Genomic DNA, 13,928 nt, shown 5'->3' with positions numbered 1-13,928 from the left:
CTTCGCCATGTCGTCAGAATTACAGACTGCTTTCCCTGCACACCGTTTCTCCATTGCGCCGATGCTCGACTGGACGGACAGACACTGTCGCTACTTCCTGCGTCAGCTCTCCCGCCATACGTTGCTGTACACCGAAATGGTGACCACCGGAGCAATTATTCACGGAAAGGGCGACTATCTGGCCTACAGCGAAGAAGAGCATCCGGTTGCGCTGCAGCTTGGCGGTAGCGATCCCGCTGCGCTGGCGCAGTGTGCGAAGCTTGCAGAAGCGCGCGGCTATGACGAGATTAACCTTAACGTTGGCTGTCCGTCCGATCGTGTGCAGAACGGCATGTTCGGCGCGTGTCTGATGGGTAATGCATCGCTGGTGGCAGACTGCATCAAGGCGATGCGCGATGTGGTTTCCATTCCGGTGACGGTCAAGACCCGTATCGGCATTGACGACCAGGACAGCTACGAATTTCTCTGCGATTTTATCAATACGGTCTCCGGGAAAGGCGAGTGCGAGATGTTTATCATCCATGCGCGTAAAGCCTGGCTCTCTGGACTTAGCCCGAAAGAGAACCGAGAAATCCCGCCGCTGGACTACCCGCGCGTGTACCAGCTAAAACGTGACTTCCCGCAGCTCACGATGTCGATCAACGGCGGCATTAAATCGCTGGAAGAGGCCAAAACACACCTGGAGCATATGGATGGCGTAATGGTCGGGCGCGAGGCGTATCAAAATCCAGGCATTCTGGCGACGGTCGACAGGGAAATCTTTGGCGTTGAAGGCGCAGATACCGACCCGGTGGCCGTGGTACGCGCCATGTATCCCTACATTGAGCGTGAGCTGAGTAACGGGACGTACCTTGGTCATATCACCCGTCATATGCTGGGCCTGTTCCAGGGGATCCCGGGAGCACGCCAGTGGCGTCGCTACCTTAGCGAGAACGCGCATAAAGCCGGTGCAGATATCGAGGTGCTGGAACACGCGCTACGTCTGGTCGCTGATAAACGATAATTTTCGCTAAAAGATCGTCAAATTCACCACGCCTCGCACACCCGTGCGGGGCGTTTTGCTTTAAGAACAGCGGGTTATGGTTGGCATGATTCTTGTAATGATCGCGGTATCATTCGGGAACGCGTGGGAGAGCACCATGTTAGAACTACTTTTTGTGATTGGCTTTTTTGTCATGCTGTTGATGACGGGGATTTCCCTGCTCGGGATTCTGGCGGCTATCGTCGTGGCGACGGTGGTCATGTTTATCGGGGGATTATTTGCCCTGACGCTGAAGCTCCTGCCGTGGCTGCTGCTGGCCATTGCCGTGGTGTGGATAATACGGGCGATTAAATCACCAAAACTGCCCACTTATCAGCGCAATAACCGTTTTCGTTACTAAGGTATTGAGGTGTTCGTCACATACCTGCAACTTTTCCGGCAGCATTGCTTAGAACAGAATAGGATTTACTTATCGAATCTGTCACTATGACTGCCGCTAAAGAATTCATCGAGCTGTACCCTACATACAGCCGAACTAAAAAAAGAAAGGGCTTCCTACGGGAAGCCCAATTTCTTTTTAGGGGTCAGGGAATTAACAGACTTGAACCCTGTGTCGCTCTGCTCTCCAGCACCTCATGTGCACGCCTGGCATCGGTTAGCGCGTATTTCTGCGCCTCCGCCACATCCACTTTAATCACGCCGCTGGCGATCAGCGAAAAGAGCTCGTTGCTGGCCTCGATCAGCTCTTCCCGGTTAGTGATATACCCCTGCAGGGAAGGGCGAGTCACATACAGCGACCCTTTCTGGTTGAGAATGCCAAGATTAATGCCGGTCACAGCGCCCGAGGCGTTGCCGAAGCTCACCATCAACCCGCGACGCTGCAGACAATCCAGCGACGCCTCCCAGGTATCTTTACCCACCGAGTCATAAACCACGCGCACCTTTTTGCCGTTGGTTATCTCTTTGAGGCGCTCAGCAATGCTCTCTTCACGGTAGTTAATCACCTGCCAGGCGCCGGCCTGAAGCGCGCGCTGGGCTTTTTGTGCACTGCCCACCGTGCCGATAAGTTTTGCACCGAGCGCTTTGGCCCACTGACAGGCGATCAGCCCCACGCCGCCCGCCGCGGCATGAAACAGGAACTGCTCGTCAGGTTTGATCTCATAGGTTTTGCGCAGCAGATAATAGACCGTGAGCCCTTTCAGGAATGAGGCGGCCGCTTGTTCAAACGAGATGGCATTTGGCAGAAGGGCGGCTTTATCGGCCGGCACGTTGTGCACGGAGCTGTAGGCACCCAGCGCGGATTGCGCGTACACCACGCGATCGCCCTCTTTAATATGCTTAACGGCGCTGCCCACTTTGAGCACGACGCCTGCCGCTTCCGTTCCCAGTCCGCTTGGCATGGAGGGAGGCGGATAGAGACCGCCGCGAATATAGGTGTCGATGTAGTTAATGCCGATGGCTTTGTTTTCAACCTGTACTTCGTTTTCACCAGGCGCTGCGGGGGTAAACTCCACCGCGTTTAACACTTCTGGCCCACCATGTTTCTGGAATTCAATGCGCGTTGCCATGCTCCCTCCGTCAGAAAAATATGGTAATCTTTCGACCCACTCTTTATCTCGGTAACTCCATTCACTATGGCAGGAAACAAACCCTTCAACAAACAGACTGAACCTCGCGAGCGTGATTTTCAGGTCGCAGGATTAAAAGTCCCGCCGCACTCGATTGAAGCGGAACAGTCGGTGTTGGGCGGTTTAATGCTGGATAACGAACGCTGGGACGACGTCGCCGAGCGCGTGGTGTCCGAGGATTTCTATACCCGTCCGCACCGTCATATCTTTACTGAAATGGCACGTCTGCAGGAGTCGGGCAGCCCGATTGACCTTATCACGCTCGCGGAATCGCTGGAGCGTCAGGGGCAACTGGACAGCGTGGGTGGGTTTGCTTACCTGGCGGAACTGTCAAAAAACACACCAAGTGCGGCGAACATCAGCGCTTACGCCGATATCGTGCGCGAACGTGCTGTTGTTCGTGAGATGATCTCGGTGGCGAATGAGATCGCCGAAGCCGGTTTTGATCCGCAGGGGCGTACCAGCGAAGACCTGCTTGATCTGGCCGAGTCCCGCGTCTTTAAAATCGCGGAAAGCCGGGCAAACAAAGACGAAGGCCCGAAAAATATCGCTGATGTGCTTGATGCCACCGTCGCGCGTATTGAGCAACTGTTCCAGCAGCCGCACGACGGTGTCACCGGCGTGAACACCGGCTATGACGATCTCAATAAGAAAACCGCGGGTTTACAGCCGTCGGATTTAATTATCGTCGCGGCGCGTCCCTCCATGGGTAAAACGACATTTGCGATGAACCTCGTCGAAAATGCGGCGATGTTGCAGGACAAGCCGGTTCTTATCTTCAGTCTTGAGATGCCATCAGAACAGATCATGATGCGTTCTCTGGCGTCGCTGTCGCGCGTGGATCAGACCCGTATCCGTACCGGCCAGCTCGACGATGAGGACTGGGCGCGTATCTCCGGCACCATGGGTATCCTGCTGGAAAAACGGAATATTTATATCGATGACTCCTCCGGCCTGACGCCGACGGAAGTGCGCTCCCGTGCGCGCCGTATCGCCCGTGAACATGGCGGCATTGGCCTTATCATGATTGACTACCTTCAGCTGATGCGCGTGCCGTCGCTGTCCGACAACCGTACGCTGGAAATCGCGGAGATTTCCCGCTCGCTCAAGGCGTTAGCCAAAGAGTTGCATGTGCCCGTGGTGGCGCTGTCACAGCTTAACCGCTCCCTGGAACAACGTGCTGATAAGCGCCCGGTCAACTCCGACCTGCGTGAATCGGGCTCCATCGAGCAGGATGCCGACTTAATCATGTTTATCTACCGTGATGAGGTTTATCACGAGAACAGCGACCTGAAAGGGATCGCCGAAATTATTATTGGTAAACAACGTAACGGCCCTATCGGTACGGTACGTCTGACCTTTAACGGACAGTGGTCGCGTTTCGACAACTACGCCGGTCCTCAATATGATGATGAGTAATTTCTAAGGAATTCAAATGCAAGCGGCAACTGTAGTCATTAACCGCCGCGCTCTGCGACACAACCTGCAACGTCTGCGTGAACTGGCTCCCGCCAGTAAACTCGTTGCAGTCGTGAAAGCGAACGCTTACGGACACGGTCTTATTGAGACCGCGCGAACGCTCCCCGATGCCGACGCCTTTGGCGTCGCCCGTCTTGAAGAAGCCATCCGCCTGCGCGCGGGTGGGATCACTCAACCGATTTTGCTGCTGGAAGGCTTTTTTGAAGCGGCAGATCTGCCGACCATTGCTGACCAGCATCTGCACACCGCGGTACATAACGAAGAACAACTCGCGGCGCTGGAAACCGCCGAGCTGAATGAGCCGGTCACCGTCTGGATGAAGCTCGATACCGGCATGCACCGTCTGGGCGTGCGCCCGGAAAAGGCGGACGCGTTTTATCAGCGTCTCTGTCAGTGCAAAAACGTCCGTCAGCCGGTGAATATCGTGAGCCACTTTGCCCGTGCCGATGAACCCGAGTGTGGCGCGACCGAGCAGCAGCTGGATATTTTTAATACTTTCTGCGAAGGCAAGCCAGGAATGCGCTCCATTGCCGCGTCTGGCGGTATTTTGCTGTGGCCGCAGTCGCACTTCGACTGGGCGCGTCCAGGCATTATTCTTTACGGCGTCTCCCCGCTGGAGAACAGACCCTGGGGGCCGGATTTTGGTTTCCAGCCGGTAATGTCCCTTGTGTCTAACCTGATTGCCGTGCGCGATCACAAAGCGGGTGAACCCGTGGGCTACGGCGGAACCTGGATCAGCGAGCGCGACACACGCCTTGGCGTGGTGGCGATGGGCTATGGCGACGGTTATCCCCGTGCGGCGCCGTCCGGCACGCCGGTACTGGTCAATGGCCGTGAAGCGAACATCGTGGGCCGCGTGGCGATGGACATGATCTGTATTGACCTCGGGCCAGATGCGCAGGATAAACCGGGTGATGACGTGGTGATGTGGGGTGAGGGTTTGCCTGTTGAACGCATCGCTGAAATCACAAAAGTGAGTGCTTACGAACTTATCACGCGCCTGACATCAAGGGTTGCGATGAAGTACATCGACTAACAGACCTTTCCAGGGAGGGGTAATGTCACCATCCGAAATGGCCGCTTGTCTGGCTTATGCCCTCTCGGTCTGGCTGGCTGCCAGAAACAGTATTCACACGTGGTGGATAGGCATCATCGGCAGTGGGCTTTATGGCTGGGTCTTTTATTCGGTTCAGCTTTACGCTGACGTTACCCTGCAGCTCTTTTTCATCATCACCAGCATCACCGGCTGGGTGCACTGGCTCAAAGGTCATCGCGGGGAGGTATTGCCCGTTCGGCGTACCCCGCCCAGACATTTCTTCATCCTGCTCGCCTGCGCCCTGCTGGTGGCCGCGGGTTATGGCCTGATCTTGCATCGCTACACTAACGCCTGGGCCCCCTGGGTGGACTCCGTTATTTTGACATTTAGCGTGCTTGCACAGTTTATGTTAATGGGGCGACGCCTGGAGAACTGGTACGTCTGGCTGGCTGTAAACACGCTGGCGGTCCCGTTATATGCGATGAGAGATCTGCATTTGACCGCGGGTTTATATCTGGTGTTTTGGTTTAATGCCTGGCACGGTTTATATCAGTGGCGTAAGGAGATTCGCGCCCAGTGAAGCCTTATCGCGACGGTCTTGTTGTGGGCAAATTCGCGCCATTACACGTGGGGCATGAAGCGCTGATAAATGCTGCGCTGGCCCAGTGTGAGACGGTCTATATCATCAGTTATTCGCGTCCGGAAATCCCGGGTTATGACCCCGACAAGCGCCTTCACTGGTTAAGCGCGCGCTTCCCGCAATGTCATCACCTTGTGCTGACGCCGGAGGTCATCGCGACCCATGCGCTTGAACCACTTCCGCATAATGATGCGGATGCCGATCTTCACCGGCATTACGTGGCAACGCTGTGTGAAAAAATACTTCACTGCCAGCCACAGGCCGTATTTACCGCCGAAGACTACGGCGACGGATTTGCGGCGGTGTTAAGCCAGCGTTTTGGCAAGCAGGTTACGCATGTCCGCCTCCAGCGTCCGAAGGGGCCTGATGCGCCCTCGGGAACCCTGATACGTTCTGACGTCCATCGCTACCGCACGATGATGTCCCCGGAGGTCTACCGTAGCTTTGTCTTTCGGATTTGTTTATTAGGGGGCGAATCGACAGGAAAAAGCACGCTTTCCCGCGCGCTGGCGACGACGCTCAACGCCCCGTTTGTCGCCGAGTTTGGCCGGGAATACTGGGAAGAGAAGAATGGCGTGCTGGGATGCGACGATCTGCTGCATATTGCCCGCGAGCAGGTGCGTCGTGAAGCGATGGCCAGCACGGCTCCCTTCCTGGTTTGCGATACCTCGCCCTTAACCACGCTGTTTTATATGCTCGACCAGTTTGGCAGCGCGCCACGCGAGCTAGAGGAATTAGCCGGGCGCGCATATTCTCTGGTGGTGCTCTGTGGCGATGAGTTTCCTTTTGTTCAGGATGGTACCCGTCAGGGGGCTGCATTCCGCCAGCGGCAACAGGCATGGTACATCCGCGCGTTAACAGACAGAAATATCCCCTATCTGCCTGTTTCTGGTTCGCTCGCTGAACGCATTGAACAGATTCGACGACATCTGCAGGAACGGATCTGATATCGCTCTCGATCTTCTGTCATATCCGGTTTATTGTTGAAATCCCTGCCTCATCGAATTCCGGAGAATCATCGCGTGTTTCAGAAAGTTGACGCCTATGCCGGCGACCCCATTCTCTCCTTAATGGAGCGTTTCAAAGAAGATCCTCGCAGCGACAAAGTCAACCTCAGTATTGGTTTGTATTACAACGAGGAGGGCATTATTCCTCAGCTGCAAGCCGTAGCAGAAGCGGAAGCGCGTCTTAACGCCGTCCCGCACGGAGCCTCGCTCTATCTGCCAATGGAAGGGTTAAACAGCTACCGCAACACCATTGCGCCGCTGCTGTTTGGTGCCGATCACGCCGTGCTGACACAAAAACGGGTGGCGACCATCCAGACGCTGGGTGGCTCGGGCGCATTAAAAGTTGGCGCTGACTTTCTGAAAAAATACTTCCCGGATTCTGGCGTGTGGGTCAGTGACCCGACGTGGGAAAACCACGTGGCGATTTTTGAGGGCGCGGGCTTTACGGTGCAGACCTATCCGTGGTTTGACAGCGAAACCAACGGCGTGCGCGTTGACGCGCTGCTGGAAAAACTGAATACGCTGCCGGAGCGCAGTATTGTTCTGCTGCATCCGTGCTGCCATAACCCGACCGGTGCAGACCTGACTAATACCCAGTGGGATGCGGTAATCGACGTGCTGAAGACGCGTAACCTGATCCCCTTCCTCGACATCGCCTATCAGGGCTTTGGCGCGGGCATGGAAGAAGATGCCTACGCTATCCGCGCCGTTGCCAGCGCCGGACTGCCTGCGCTGGTCAGCAACTCGTTCTCAAAAATCTTCTCCCTGTACGGTGAGCGCGTCGGCGGCCTGTCAGTGGTCTGTGAGGACCCTGAAGCGGCCGGGCGTGTGCTCGGACAGCTGAAGGCGACCGTGCGCCGCATTTACTCCAGCCCGCCAAACTTTGGTGCGCAGGTAGTCGCCACGGTGCTGGGTGACGATCGGCTGAAAGCGTCGTGGCTCGCCGAAGTAGAATCTATGCGCAAGCGCATCCTGACGATGCGTCAGGAGCTGGTAGACGTGCTGAAAGAGGCCGTCCCAGGGCATAATTTTGACTATCTGCTTAAGCAGCGTGGGATGTTCAGCTACACCGGCCTCAGCGCGGCTCAGGTCGATCGCCTGCGTGAAGAGTTCGGCGTCTACCTGATTTCCAGCGGCCGTATGTGCGTGGCGGGGCTTAATGCCAGCAACGTTCATCGTGTTGCGCAGGCGTTTGCTGCAGTAATGTAAGCACTCACTATCATCCCTCTCTCCCTGCGGGAGAGGGCCGAGTGAGAGCATCAGGACGCACAAAAATCTTGCCCGGTGGCGCTGCGTCTACCGGGCCTTCAGACCTCATCAGCGCTTTGTGATCTTCTTCTTTTTATTCAGCTTCATAAGTAAAAACTCCTTCCCTTCATCTCCCCCCGGGGTTATGGTCGGATAGTTTTTTGACCATTCACTCAAAATAAAACGATAACAAACTGAATATTCAGGGGAAAACATGCGCAAGATCACACTGGCGCTCAGCGCCGCCTGCTTATTGTTCTCGCTAAATAGTGCCGTCGTGGCGCGCGCTTCCGCACCGACGCCACTTTACACCGGCACAACAGCCGCCATGCTTGCCGAGCAAGCACCTGTTCACTGGGTATCCGTAGCCCAAATCGAAAATAGCCTGTTAGGGCGCCCGCCAATGGCTGTAGGCTTTGATATCGACGATACGGTCCTGTTTTCCAGCCCGGGATTCTGGCGGGGCAAAAAAACCTACTCACCGGACAGCGAAGCGTATCTGAAGAACCCCGAGTTCTGGGAAAAGATGAATAACGGCTGGGACGAGTTCAGCATTCCTAAAGAGGTGGCGCGCGCGCTTATCGCCATGCACGTTAAACGCGGTGACAGCATTTACTTTGTGACCGGACGCAGCCAGACCAAAACCGAAACCGTCTCTAAAACGCTGCAGGATGATTTTCAGATCCCGGCTTCCAGCATGAATCCGGTTATTTTTGCCGGCGACAAACCCGGCCAAAACACCAAAACCCAATGGCTGGAACAGAAGAACATCAAAGTCTTCTATGGCGATTCAGATAACGATATCACCGCCGCGCATGACGTCGGAGCCAGAGGGATCAGGGTGTTACGCGCCTCAAACTCTACGTATCGACCGTTGCCCATGGCCGGAAAGTTTGGCGAAGAAGTGATTGTTAATTCTGAGTATTAACCGCCGGGCGGCGAGGCTGCCTCTTTTTTAATCAAATCTCGCCGCTGTGGGTTTTACCTTTCGCTTTCTTGCTGCACACTTAGAAAGATTCATCTTTCATAACGGAGCAGCACATGTGGTATCAACAGACCCTGACCTTAAGCGCGAAACCTCGTGGATTTCATCTGGTGACTGATGAAGTCATTGGGCAAATTCGCGACCTCTCGCGCATCAGGACGGGGTTACTGCATCTGCTGCTTCAGCACACGTCAGCCTCTCTCACGCTTAATGAAAATTGCGATCCCACCGTCCGGTCTGACATGGAGCAGCATTTTCTCAAAACCGTTCCGGACAACGCCCCTTATGAACACGACTATGAGGGAGCAGATGACATGCCGTCGCATATCAAATCCTCTCTGCTGGGCGTATCGCTGATGCTGCCGGTGCACAATGGTCGGTTACTGCTGGGAACGTGGCAAGGGATCTGGCTGGGAGAACATCGTATTCACGGTGGTTCGCGTAAAATTATCGCAACGCTACAAGGGGAATAAAGATGACAATTTCGGAGCTACTTCAGTACTGCATGAGTAAACCTGGCGCGGAGCAAAGCGTTCACAGCGACTGGAAAGCCACGCAGATTAAAGTGGGGGATATTCTGTTTGCGATGGTGAAAGAGGTTGAGGGTCGCCCGGCGGCGTCGCTGAAAACCAGCCCGGGACTGGCGGAGCTGTTACGCCAGCAGCACCATGACGTCCGGCCAAGCAAGCATCTCAACAAAGCGCACTGGAGCACCGTTTATCTCGACGGTTCACTGCCGGGTTCGCAAATTTATTATCTGGTGGACGCGTCTTATCAGCAGGCGGTAGAGCTGCTGCCGGAAGCGACCCGACAGCAACTCTCCGTGTGACAATTACAGCAACGGTTTGAGGAAGCGCGCGGTGTGCGAGGCTTCGCACTCTGCAACGGTCTCTGGCGTACCGGAGACGAGGATTTCACCGCCGCCGCTGCCGCCTTCCGGGCCGAGATCGACAATCCAGTCCGCGGTTTTAATCACGTCCAGGTTGTGTTCAATGACCACAATCGTGTTGCCCTGATCGCGAAGCTGATGCAGAACATCAAGCAGCTGCTGGATATCGGCAAAGTGCAGACCGGTGGTCGGCTCATCGAGAATGTACAGCGTCTGGCCGGTACCGCGTTTGGAGAGCTCACGCGCCAGCTTCACGCGCTGTGCTTCACCGCCAGACAGCGTGGTGGCAGACTGCCCCAGACGAATATAGGTCAGGCCCACATCCATTAGCGTCTGCAGCTTACGCGCCAGCGCAGGGACCGCGTCAAAGAACTCACGCGCCTCTTCGATGGTCATATCCAGCACTTCGTGGATGGTTTTGCCTTTGTACTTAATCTCCAGCGTTTCGCGGTTATAGCGTTTGCCTTTGCACTGGTCGCACGGCACGTAAATATCCGGCAGGAAGTGCATCTCAACCTTGATAACCCCGTCGCCCTGGCACGCCTCACAGCGTCCGCCGCGCACGTTAAAGCTGAAACGTCCTGGCGTATACCCGCGTGAACGCGCTTCCGGCACACCTGCAAACAATTCACGTACGGGTGTGAACACGCCCGTATAGGTGGCAGGGTTGGAACGCGGAGTCCGCCCGATTGGACTCTGATCGATATCGATCACTTTATCGAAATGCTCCAGCCCCTGGATGTCACGGTACGGCGCCGGTTCGGCCAGCGTCGCGCCGTTCAGCTGCGTCTGCGCAATCGGGAACAGCGTATCGTTGATCAGCGTCGACTTACCGGAACCGGATACGCCGGTGATACAGGTAAACAGCCCAACCGGCAGCGTCAGCGTCACATCTTTCAGGTTGTTGCCGCGGGCGCCGGTCAGCTTCAGCACTTTTTCCGGGTTCGCCGGTACACGCTGTTTCGGCACTTCAATCTTGCGCTTGCCGCTCATGTACTGGCCGGTCAATGACTCCGGCACCGCCATAATATCTTTCAGCGTTCCTTCCGCGACCACCTGGCCGCCGTGTACGCCAGCGCCCGGGCCGATATCGATAACGTGGTCAGCGGCGCGAATCGCGTCTTCATCGTGCTCAACCACAATCACCGTGTTACCGAGATTACGCAGGTGGACAAGCGTGCCGAGCAGACGCTCGTTGTCACGCTGGTGCAGGCCGATTGAGGGTTCATCCAGCACATACATCACGCCGACGAGGCCTGCGCCAATCTGGCTCGCGAGGCGGATACGCTGAGCTTCGCCACCGGAGAGGGTCTCTGCGGAGCGGGAAAGCGTCAGGTAATTCAGGCCGACGTTCACCAGGAACTTCAGACGATCGCCGATCTCTTTCAGCACTTTTTCCGCGATTTTCGCGCGCTGGCCGGAGAGCTTCAGGTTGTTGAAGAAGTCCATCGCGTGACCGATGCTCATGTCTGAGATGGTCGGCAGCGCCGTGTTTTCAACAAACACATGGCGAGCTTCACGGCGCAGACGCGTACCTTCACAGGTCGCACAGGAACGGTTGCTGATAAACTTCGCCAGCTCCTCGCGAACCGCGCTGGATTCGGTCTCTTTGTAGCGGCGCTCCATATTGTGCAGCACCCCTTCAAACGGGTGACGGCGCACGGAGGTATCACCGCGATCGTTCATGTACTTGAACTCGATGTTCTCTTTGCCGGAACCGAACAGCACCACTTTGTGCACGTTCGGGTTCAGGCTGGCCCACGGGGCTTCGACGTCGAATTTGTAGTGCTCTGCCAGCGACTTCAGCATCTGGAAATAGTAGAAGTTGCGGCGATCCCATCCGCGGATCGCACCGCCAGCCAGCGACAGCTCCGGGTTTTGGATCACGCGGTCCGGGTCAAAATATTGCTGTACGCCCAGCCCGTCACACGTCGGACAGGCGCCCGCCGGGTTGTTGAACGAGAACAGACGCGGCTCCAGCTCGCGCATGCTGTAACCACAAATCGGACAGGCAAAGTTGGCGGAGAAGAGCAGCTCTTCCGCTTTCGGGTTGTCCATATCGGAGACCACGGCCGTACCGCCAGAGAGTTCCAGCGCAGTTTCGAAGGATTCGGCCAGGCGGGTCGCCAGATCGTCACGGACTTTGAAACGGTCAATCACCACTTCGATGGTGTGCTTTTTCTGCAGCTCCAGCTTAGGCGGATCCGACAGGTCACACACTTCGCCGTCGATACGGGCGCGGATATAGCCCTGGCTTGCCAGGTTCTCCAGCGTTTTAGTGTGCTCGCCCTTACGCTCTTTAATGATGGGCGCCAGCAGCATCAGGCGTTTACCTTCCGGCTGCGACAGCACGTTATCCACCATCTGGCTTACGGTCTGCGCGGCCAGCGGGACGTCGTGATCCGGGCAGCGCGGCTCACCCACGCGTGCATACAGCAGACGCAGGTAGTCATGAATTTCGGTAATCGTACCAACCGTTGAACGCGGGTTATGCGAGGTGGATTTCTGCTCAATGGAGATAGCAGGTGATAACCCTTCAATATGGTCTACATCCGGTTTTTCCATCAGTGACAGGAACTGACGTGCGTATGCAGAGAGTGACTCCACGTAACGACGCTGTCCTTCGGCATATAAAGTGTCGAAAGCCAGTGAGGATTTGCCAGACCCCGAAAGCCCGGTCACGACGATAAGTTTGTCGCGAGGGATTATGAGGTTGATATTCTTGAGATTGTGGGTGCGGGCGCCCCGAACTTCGATCTTATCCATTCACCTTTCCCGGTTGGAACACGGATTGCCTGGTTTGTTTGAAGGACAAACGGCTGTCAGAAACGGCTAATTATGACACAAAATGACCTGTTTGAATATACAGTATTGGAATGCATTTTCTGATTCACTGTGTAACAATGTCGAGTTCGCGAGAGATTTCGGAACCGACTACGCAACTATGCAAATTGCAGCGTGGAAATGGTACACTCGCGCGTTTACACTATTAAGAAACGTATTCAGGAGACACGAACATGGCCAGCAGAGGCGTAAACAAGGTGATTCTCGTCGGTAATCTGGGCCAGGACCCGGAAGTACGCTACATGCCGAGTGGTGGCGCAGTTGCCAACATTACGCTGGCTACTTCCGAATCCTGGCGTGATAAAGCGACCGGTGAGATGAAAGAGCAGACTGAATGGCACCGCGTTGTGCTGTTTGGCAAACTGGCGGAAGTGGCTGGTGAGTATCTGCGTAAAGGTTCTCAGGTTTATATTGAAGGCCAGCTGCGTACCCGCAAATGGACCGATCAAGCCGGCGCTGAGAAGTACACCACGGAAGTTGTGGTCAACGTGGGTGGCACCATGCAGATGCTCGGCGGCCGTCAGGGCGGTGGTGCACCAGCAGGTGGCGGTCAGCAGCAGCAGGGCGGTTGGGGTCAGCCTCAGCAGCCTCAGCAGCCACAGGGCGGCAACCAGTTCAGCGGTGGCGCGCAGTCTCGCCCACAGCAGCAGTCCGCGCCAGCACCGTCTAACGAACCCCCAATGGATTTCGACGACGATATTCCGTTCTGATATCCGACGGTTTAAAACAAAAAACCCAGACCTCGGTCTGGGTTTTTTTATTCATCTCAGGGATCAGGTAATCACCATCGGCCAGTCTGGCGGGGTATGGCTCATGGCTTCCACCATGACTACTTTAATATTTTCCCAGACGGCAGCGAGATCCAGCAGGGTGATGCCAAGCAGGCCCGTTGCGAACCAGCATGCCGCGCCCAACCCCAACAGGGTGCTAATGACAGCAAGGCCAGCATAGTCAGATTTACGAAACTGAATGTTTAGCGTGCTGGCCAGGAACATCAGCACCGCACTTAACAAAGGCCAGCGCAGGAGAACCATGCTGGTAGTAATGGTTGCCATAAAACCCATCCTCAACAAAGCAGACGAACTGAATGAAACAGTGTTTCTCGTTACACAATATGTGTGAACTATATCACATTTGTTGATTTATTCGCCAGCCTCAGACGGGTGAAAAAAACAGGAATTATCACAGCC

Annotated in this window: 14 protein-coding genes; 11 read left to right on the top strand and 3 right to left on the bottom strand. The window is 55.6% G+C overall.

What is annotated here, in order from left to right; genetic code table 11:
• Positions 1 to 7: 7 nt before the first annotated feature.
• The gene (gene dusA / locus BJ887_RS00310; protein WP_014168209.1) at positions 8 to 1,003 is read left to right on the top strand and encodes a tRNA dihydrouridine(20/20a) synthase DusA; all 996 of its coding nucleotides are present in this window, start codon (positions 8 to 10) and stop codon (positions 1,001 to 1,003) included.
• Between the two features lie 136 nt (positions 1,004 to 1,139).
• Positions 1,140 to 1,382: an envelope stress response protein PspG gene (pspG, locus tag BJ887_RS00305; protein ID WP_121339033.1), complete on the top strand. Its 243-nt coding sequence runs from the start codon at positions 1,140 to 1,142 to the stop codon at positions 1,380 to 1,382.
• 184 nt (positions 1,383 to 1,566) lie between these two features.
• Here the strand turns inward: pspG and BJ887_RS00300 are convergent, their stop codons facing one another.
• Entirely contained in the window at positions 1,567 to 2,550 is a 984-nt protein-coding gene (locus tag BJ887_RS00300) for a quinone oxidoreductase (protein WP_014168211.1), read from the bottom strand.
• 66 nt (positions 2,551 to 2,616) lie between these two features.
• Here BJ887_RS00300 and dnaB point away from each other — a divergent pair, with 66 nt between their 5' ends.
• The 8 genes from dnaB (at position 2,617) to BJ887_RS00260 (ending at position 9,834) form a co-directional block, all read left to right on the top strand.
• Positions 2,617 to 4,029, top strand: a complete 1,413-nt coding sequence (gene dnaB, locus BJ887_RS00295; protein ID WP_008503375.1) for a replicative DNA helicase — start codon at positions 2,617 to 2,619, stop codon at positions 4,027 to 4,029.
• Positions 4,030 to 4,045: 16 nt separating this feature from the next.
• Positions 4,046 to 5,125 (top strand): alanine racemase, encoded by a 1,080-nt coding sequence (alr, locus tag BJ887_RS00290; RefSeq protein ID WP_121339022.1) that lies wholly within the window; start codon positions 4,046 to 4,048, stop codon positions 5,123 to 5,125.
• A 22-nt stretch (positions 5,126 to 5,147) separates the two neighbouring features.
• Positions 5,148 to 5,705 carry a nicotinamide riboside transporter PnuC gene (gene pnuC, locus BJ887_RS00285; protein ID WP_014168213.1) on the top strand — a complete coding sequence of 186 codons (558 nt, stop codon included), beginning with the start codon at positions 5,148 to 5,150 and terminating at the stop codon, positions 5,703 to 5,705.
• Positions 5,702 to 6,712: an AAA family ATPase gene (locus BJ887_RS00280; RefSeq protein WP_025206390.1), complete on the top strand. Its 1,011-nt coding sequence runs from the start codon at positions 5,702 to 5,704 to the stop codon at positions 6,710 to 6,712. Before pnuC ends, BJ887_RS00280 begins: the two co-directional genes overlap by 4 nt.
• A 75-nt stretch (positions 6,713 to 6,787) precedes the next feature.
• Positions 6,788 to 7,981, top strand: a complete 1,194-nt coding sequence (tyrB, locus tag BJ887_RS00275) for an aromatic amino acid transaminase (protein ID WP_063157166.1) — start codon at positions 6,788 to 6,790, stop codon at positions 7,979 to 7,981.
• 253 nt (positions 7,982 to 8,234) lie between these two features.
• Complete coding sequence (aphA, locus tag BJ887_RS00270) at positions 8,235 to 8,948, top strand: acid phosphatase AphA (RefSeq protein WP_014168217.1); 714 nt, start codon at positions 8,235 to 8,237, stop codon at positions 8,946 to 8,948.
• A gap of 113 nt (positions 8,949 to 9,061) precedes the next feature.
• Positions 9,062 to 9,478 (top strand): secondary thiamine-phosphate synthase enzyme YjbQ, encoded by a 417-nt coding sequence (locus tag BJ887_RS00265; RefSeq protein WP_014168218.1) that lies wholly within the window; start codon positions 9,062 to 9,064, stop codon positions 9,476 to 9,478.
• A 2-nt stretch (positions 9,479 to 9,480) separates the two neighbouring features.
• The gene (locus BJ887_RS00260) at positions 9,481 to 9,834 is read left to right on the top strand and encodes an MmcQ/YjbR family DNA-binding protein (RefSeq protein WP_121339020.1); all 354 of its coding nucleotides are present in this window, start codon (positions 9,481 to 9,483) and stop codon (positions 9,832 to 9,834) included.
• 3 nt (positions 9,835 to 9,837) lie between these two features.
• On the opposite strand, the gene uvrA is transcribed toward BJ887_RS00260, so the two are convergent.
• Complete coding sequence (gene uvrA, locus BJ887_RS00255) at positions 9,838 to 12,660, bottom strand: excinuclease ABC subunit UvrA (protein WP_014168220.1); 2,823 nt, start codon at positions 12,658 to 12,660, stop codon at positions 9,838 to 9,840.
• Between the two features lie 251 nt (positions 12,661 to 12,911).
• Between uvrA and ssb1 the strand changes: the two genes are divergently transcribed.
• Positions 12,912 to 13,448: a single-stranded DNA-binding protein SSB1 gene (gene ssb1 / locus BJ887_RS00240; RefSeq protein ID WP_121339018.1), complete on the top strand. Its 537-nt coding sequence runs from the start codon at positions 12,912 to 12,914 to the stop codon at positions 13,446 to 13,448.
• A gap of 63 nt (positions 13,449 to 13,511) precedes the next feature.
• Here ssb1 and BJ887_RS00235 read toward each other — a convergent pair whose 3' ends face one another.
• Positions 13,512 to 13,793 carry a YjcB family protein gene (locus BJ887_RS00235; protein WP_020882839.1) on the bottom strand — a complete coding sequence of 94 codons (282 nt, stop codon included), beginning with the start codon at positions 13,791 to 13,793 and terminating at the stop codon, positions 13,512 to 13,514.
• Between the last annotated feature and the right edge of the window lie 135 nt (positions 13,794 to 13,928).

This window comes from Enterobacter sp. WPR_3_1 (genome assembly GCF_003635055.1).
Lineage (GTDB): Bacteria > Pseudomonadota > Gammaproteobacteria > Enterobacterales > Enterobacteriaceae > Enterobacter > Enterobacter ludwigii.
Note: the sequence above shows the minus strand (reverse complement) of the source record. Positions and strands in the feature narration are given on the sequence as shown.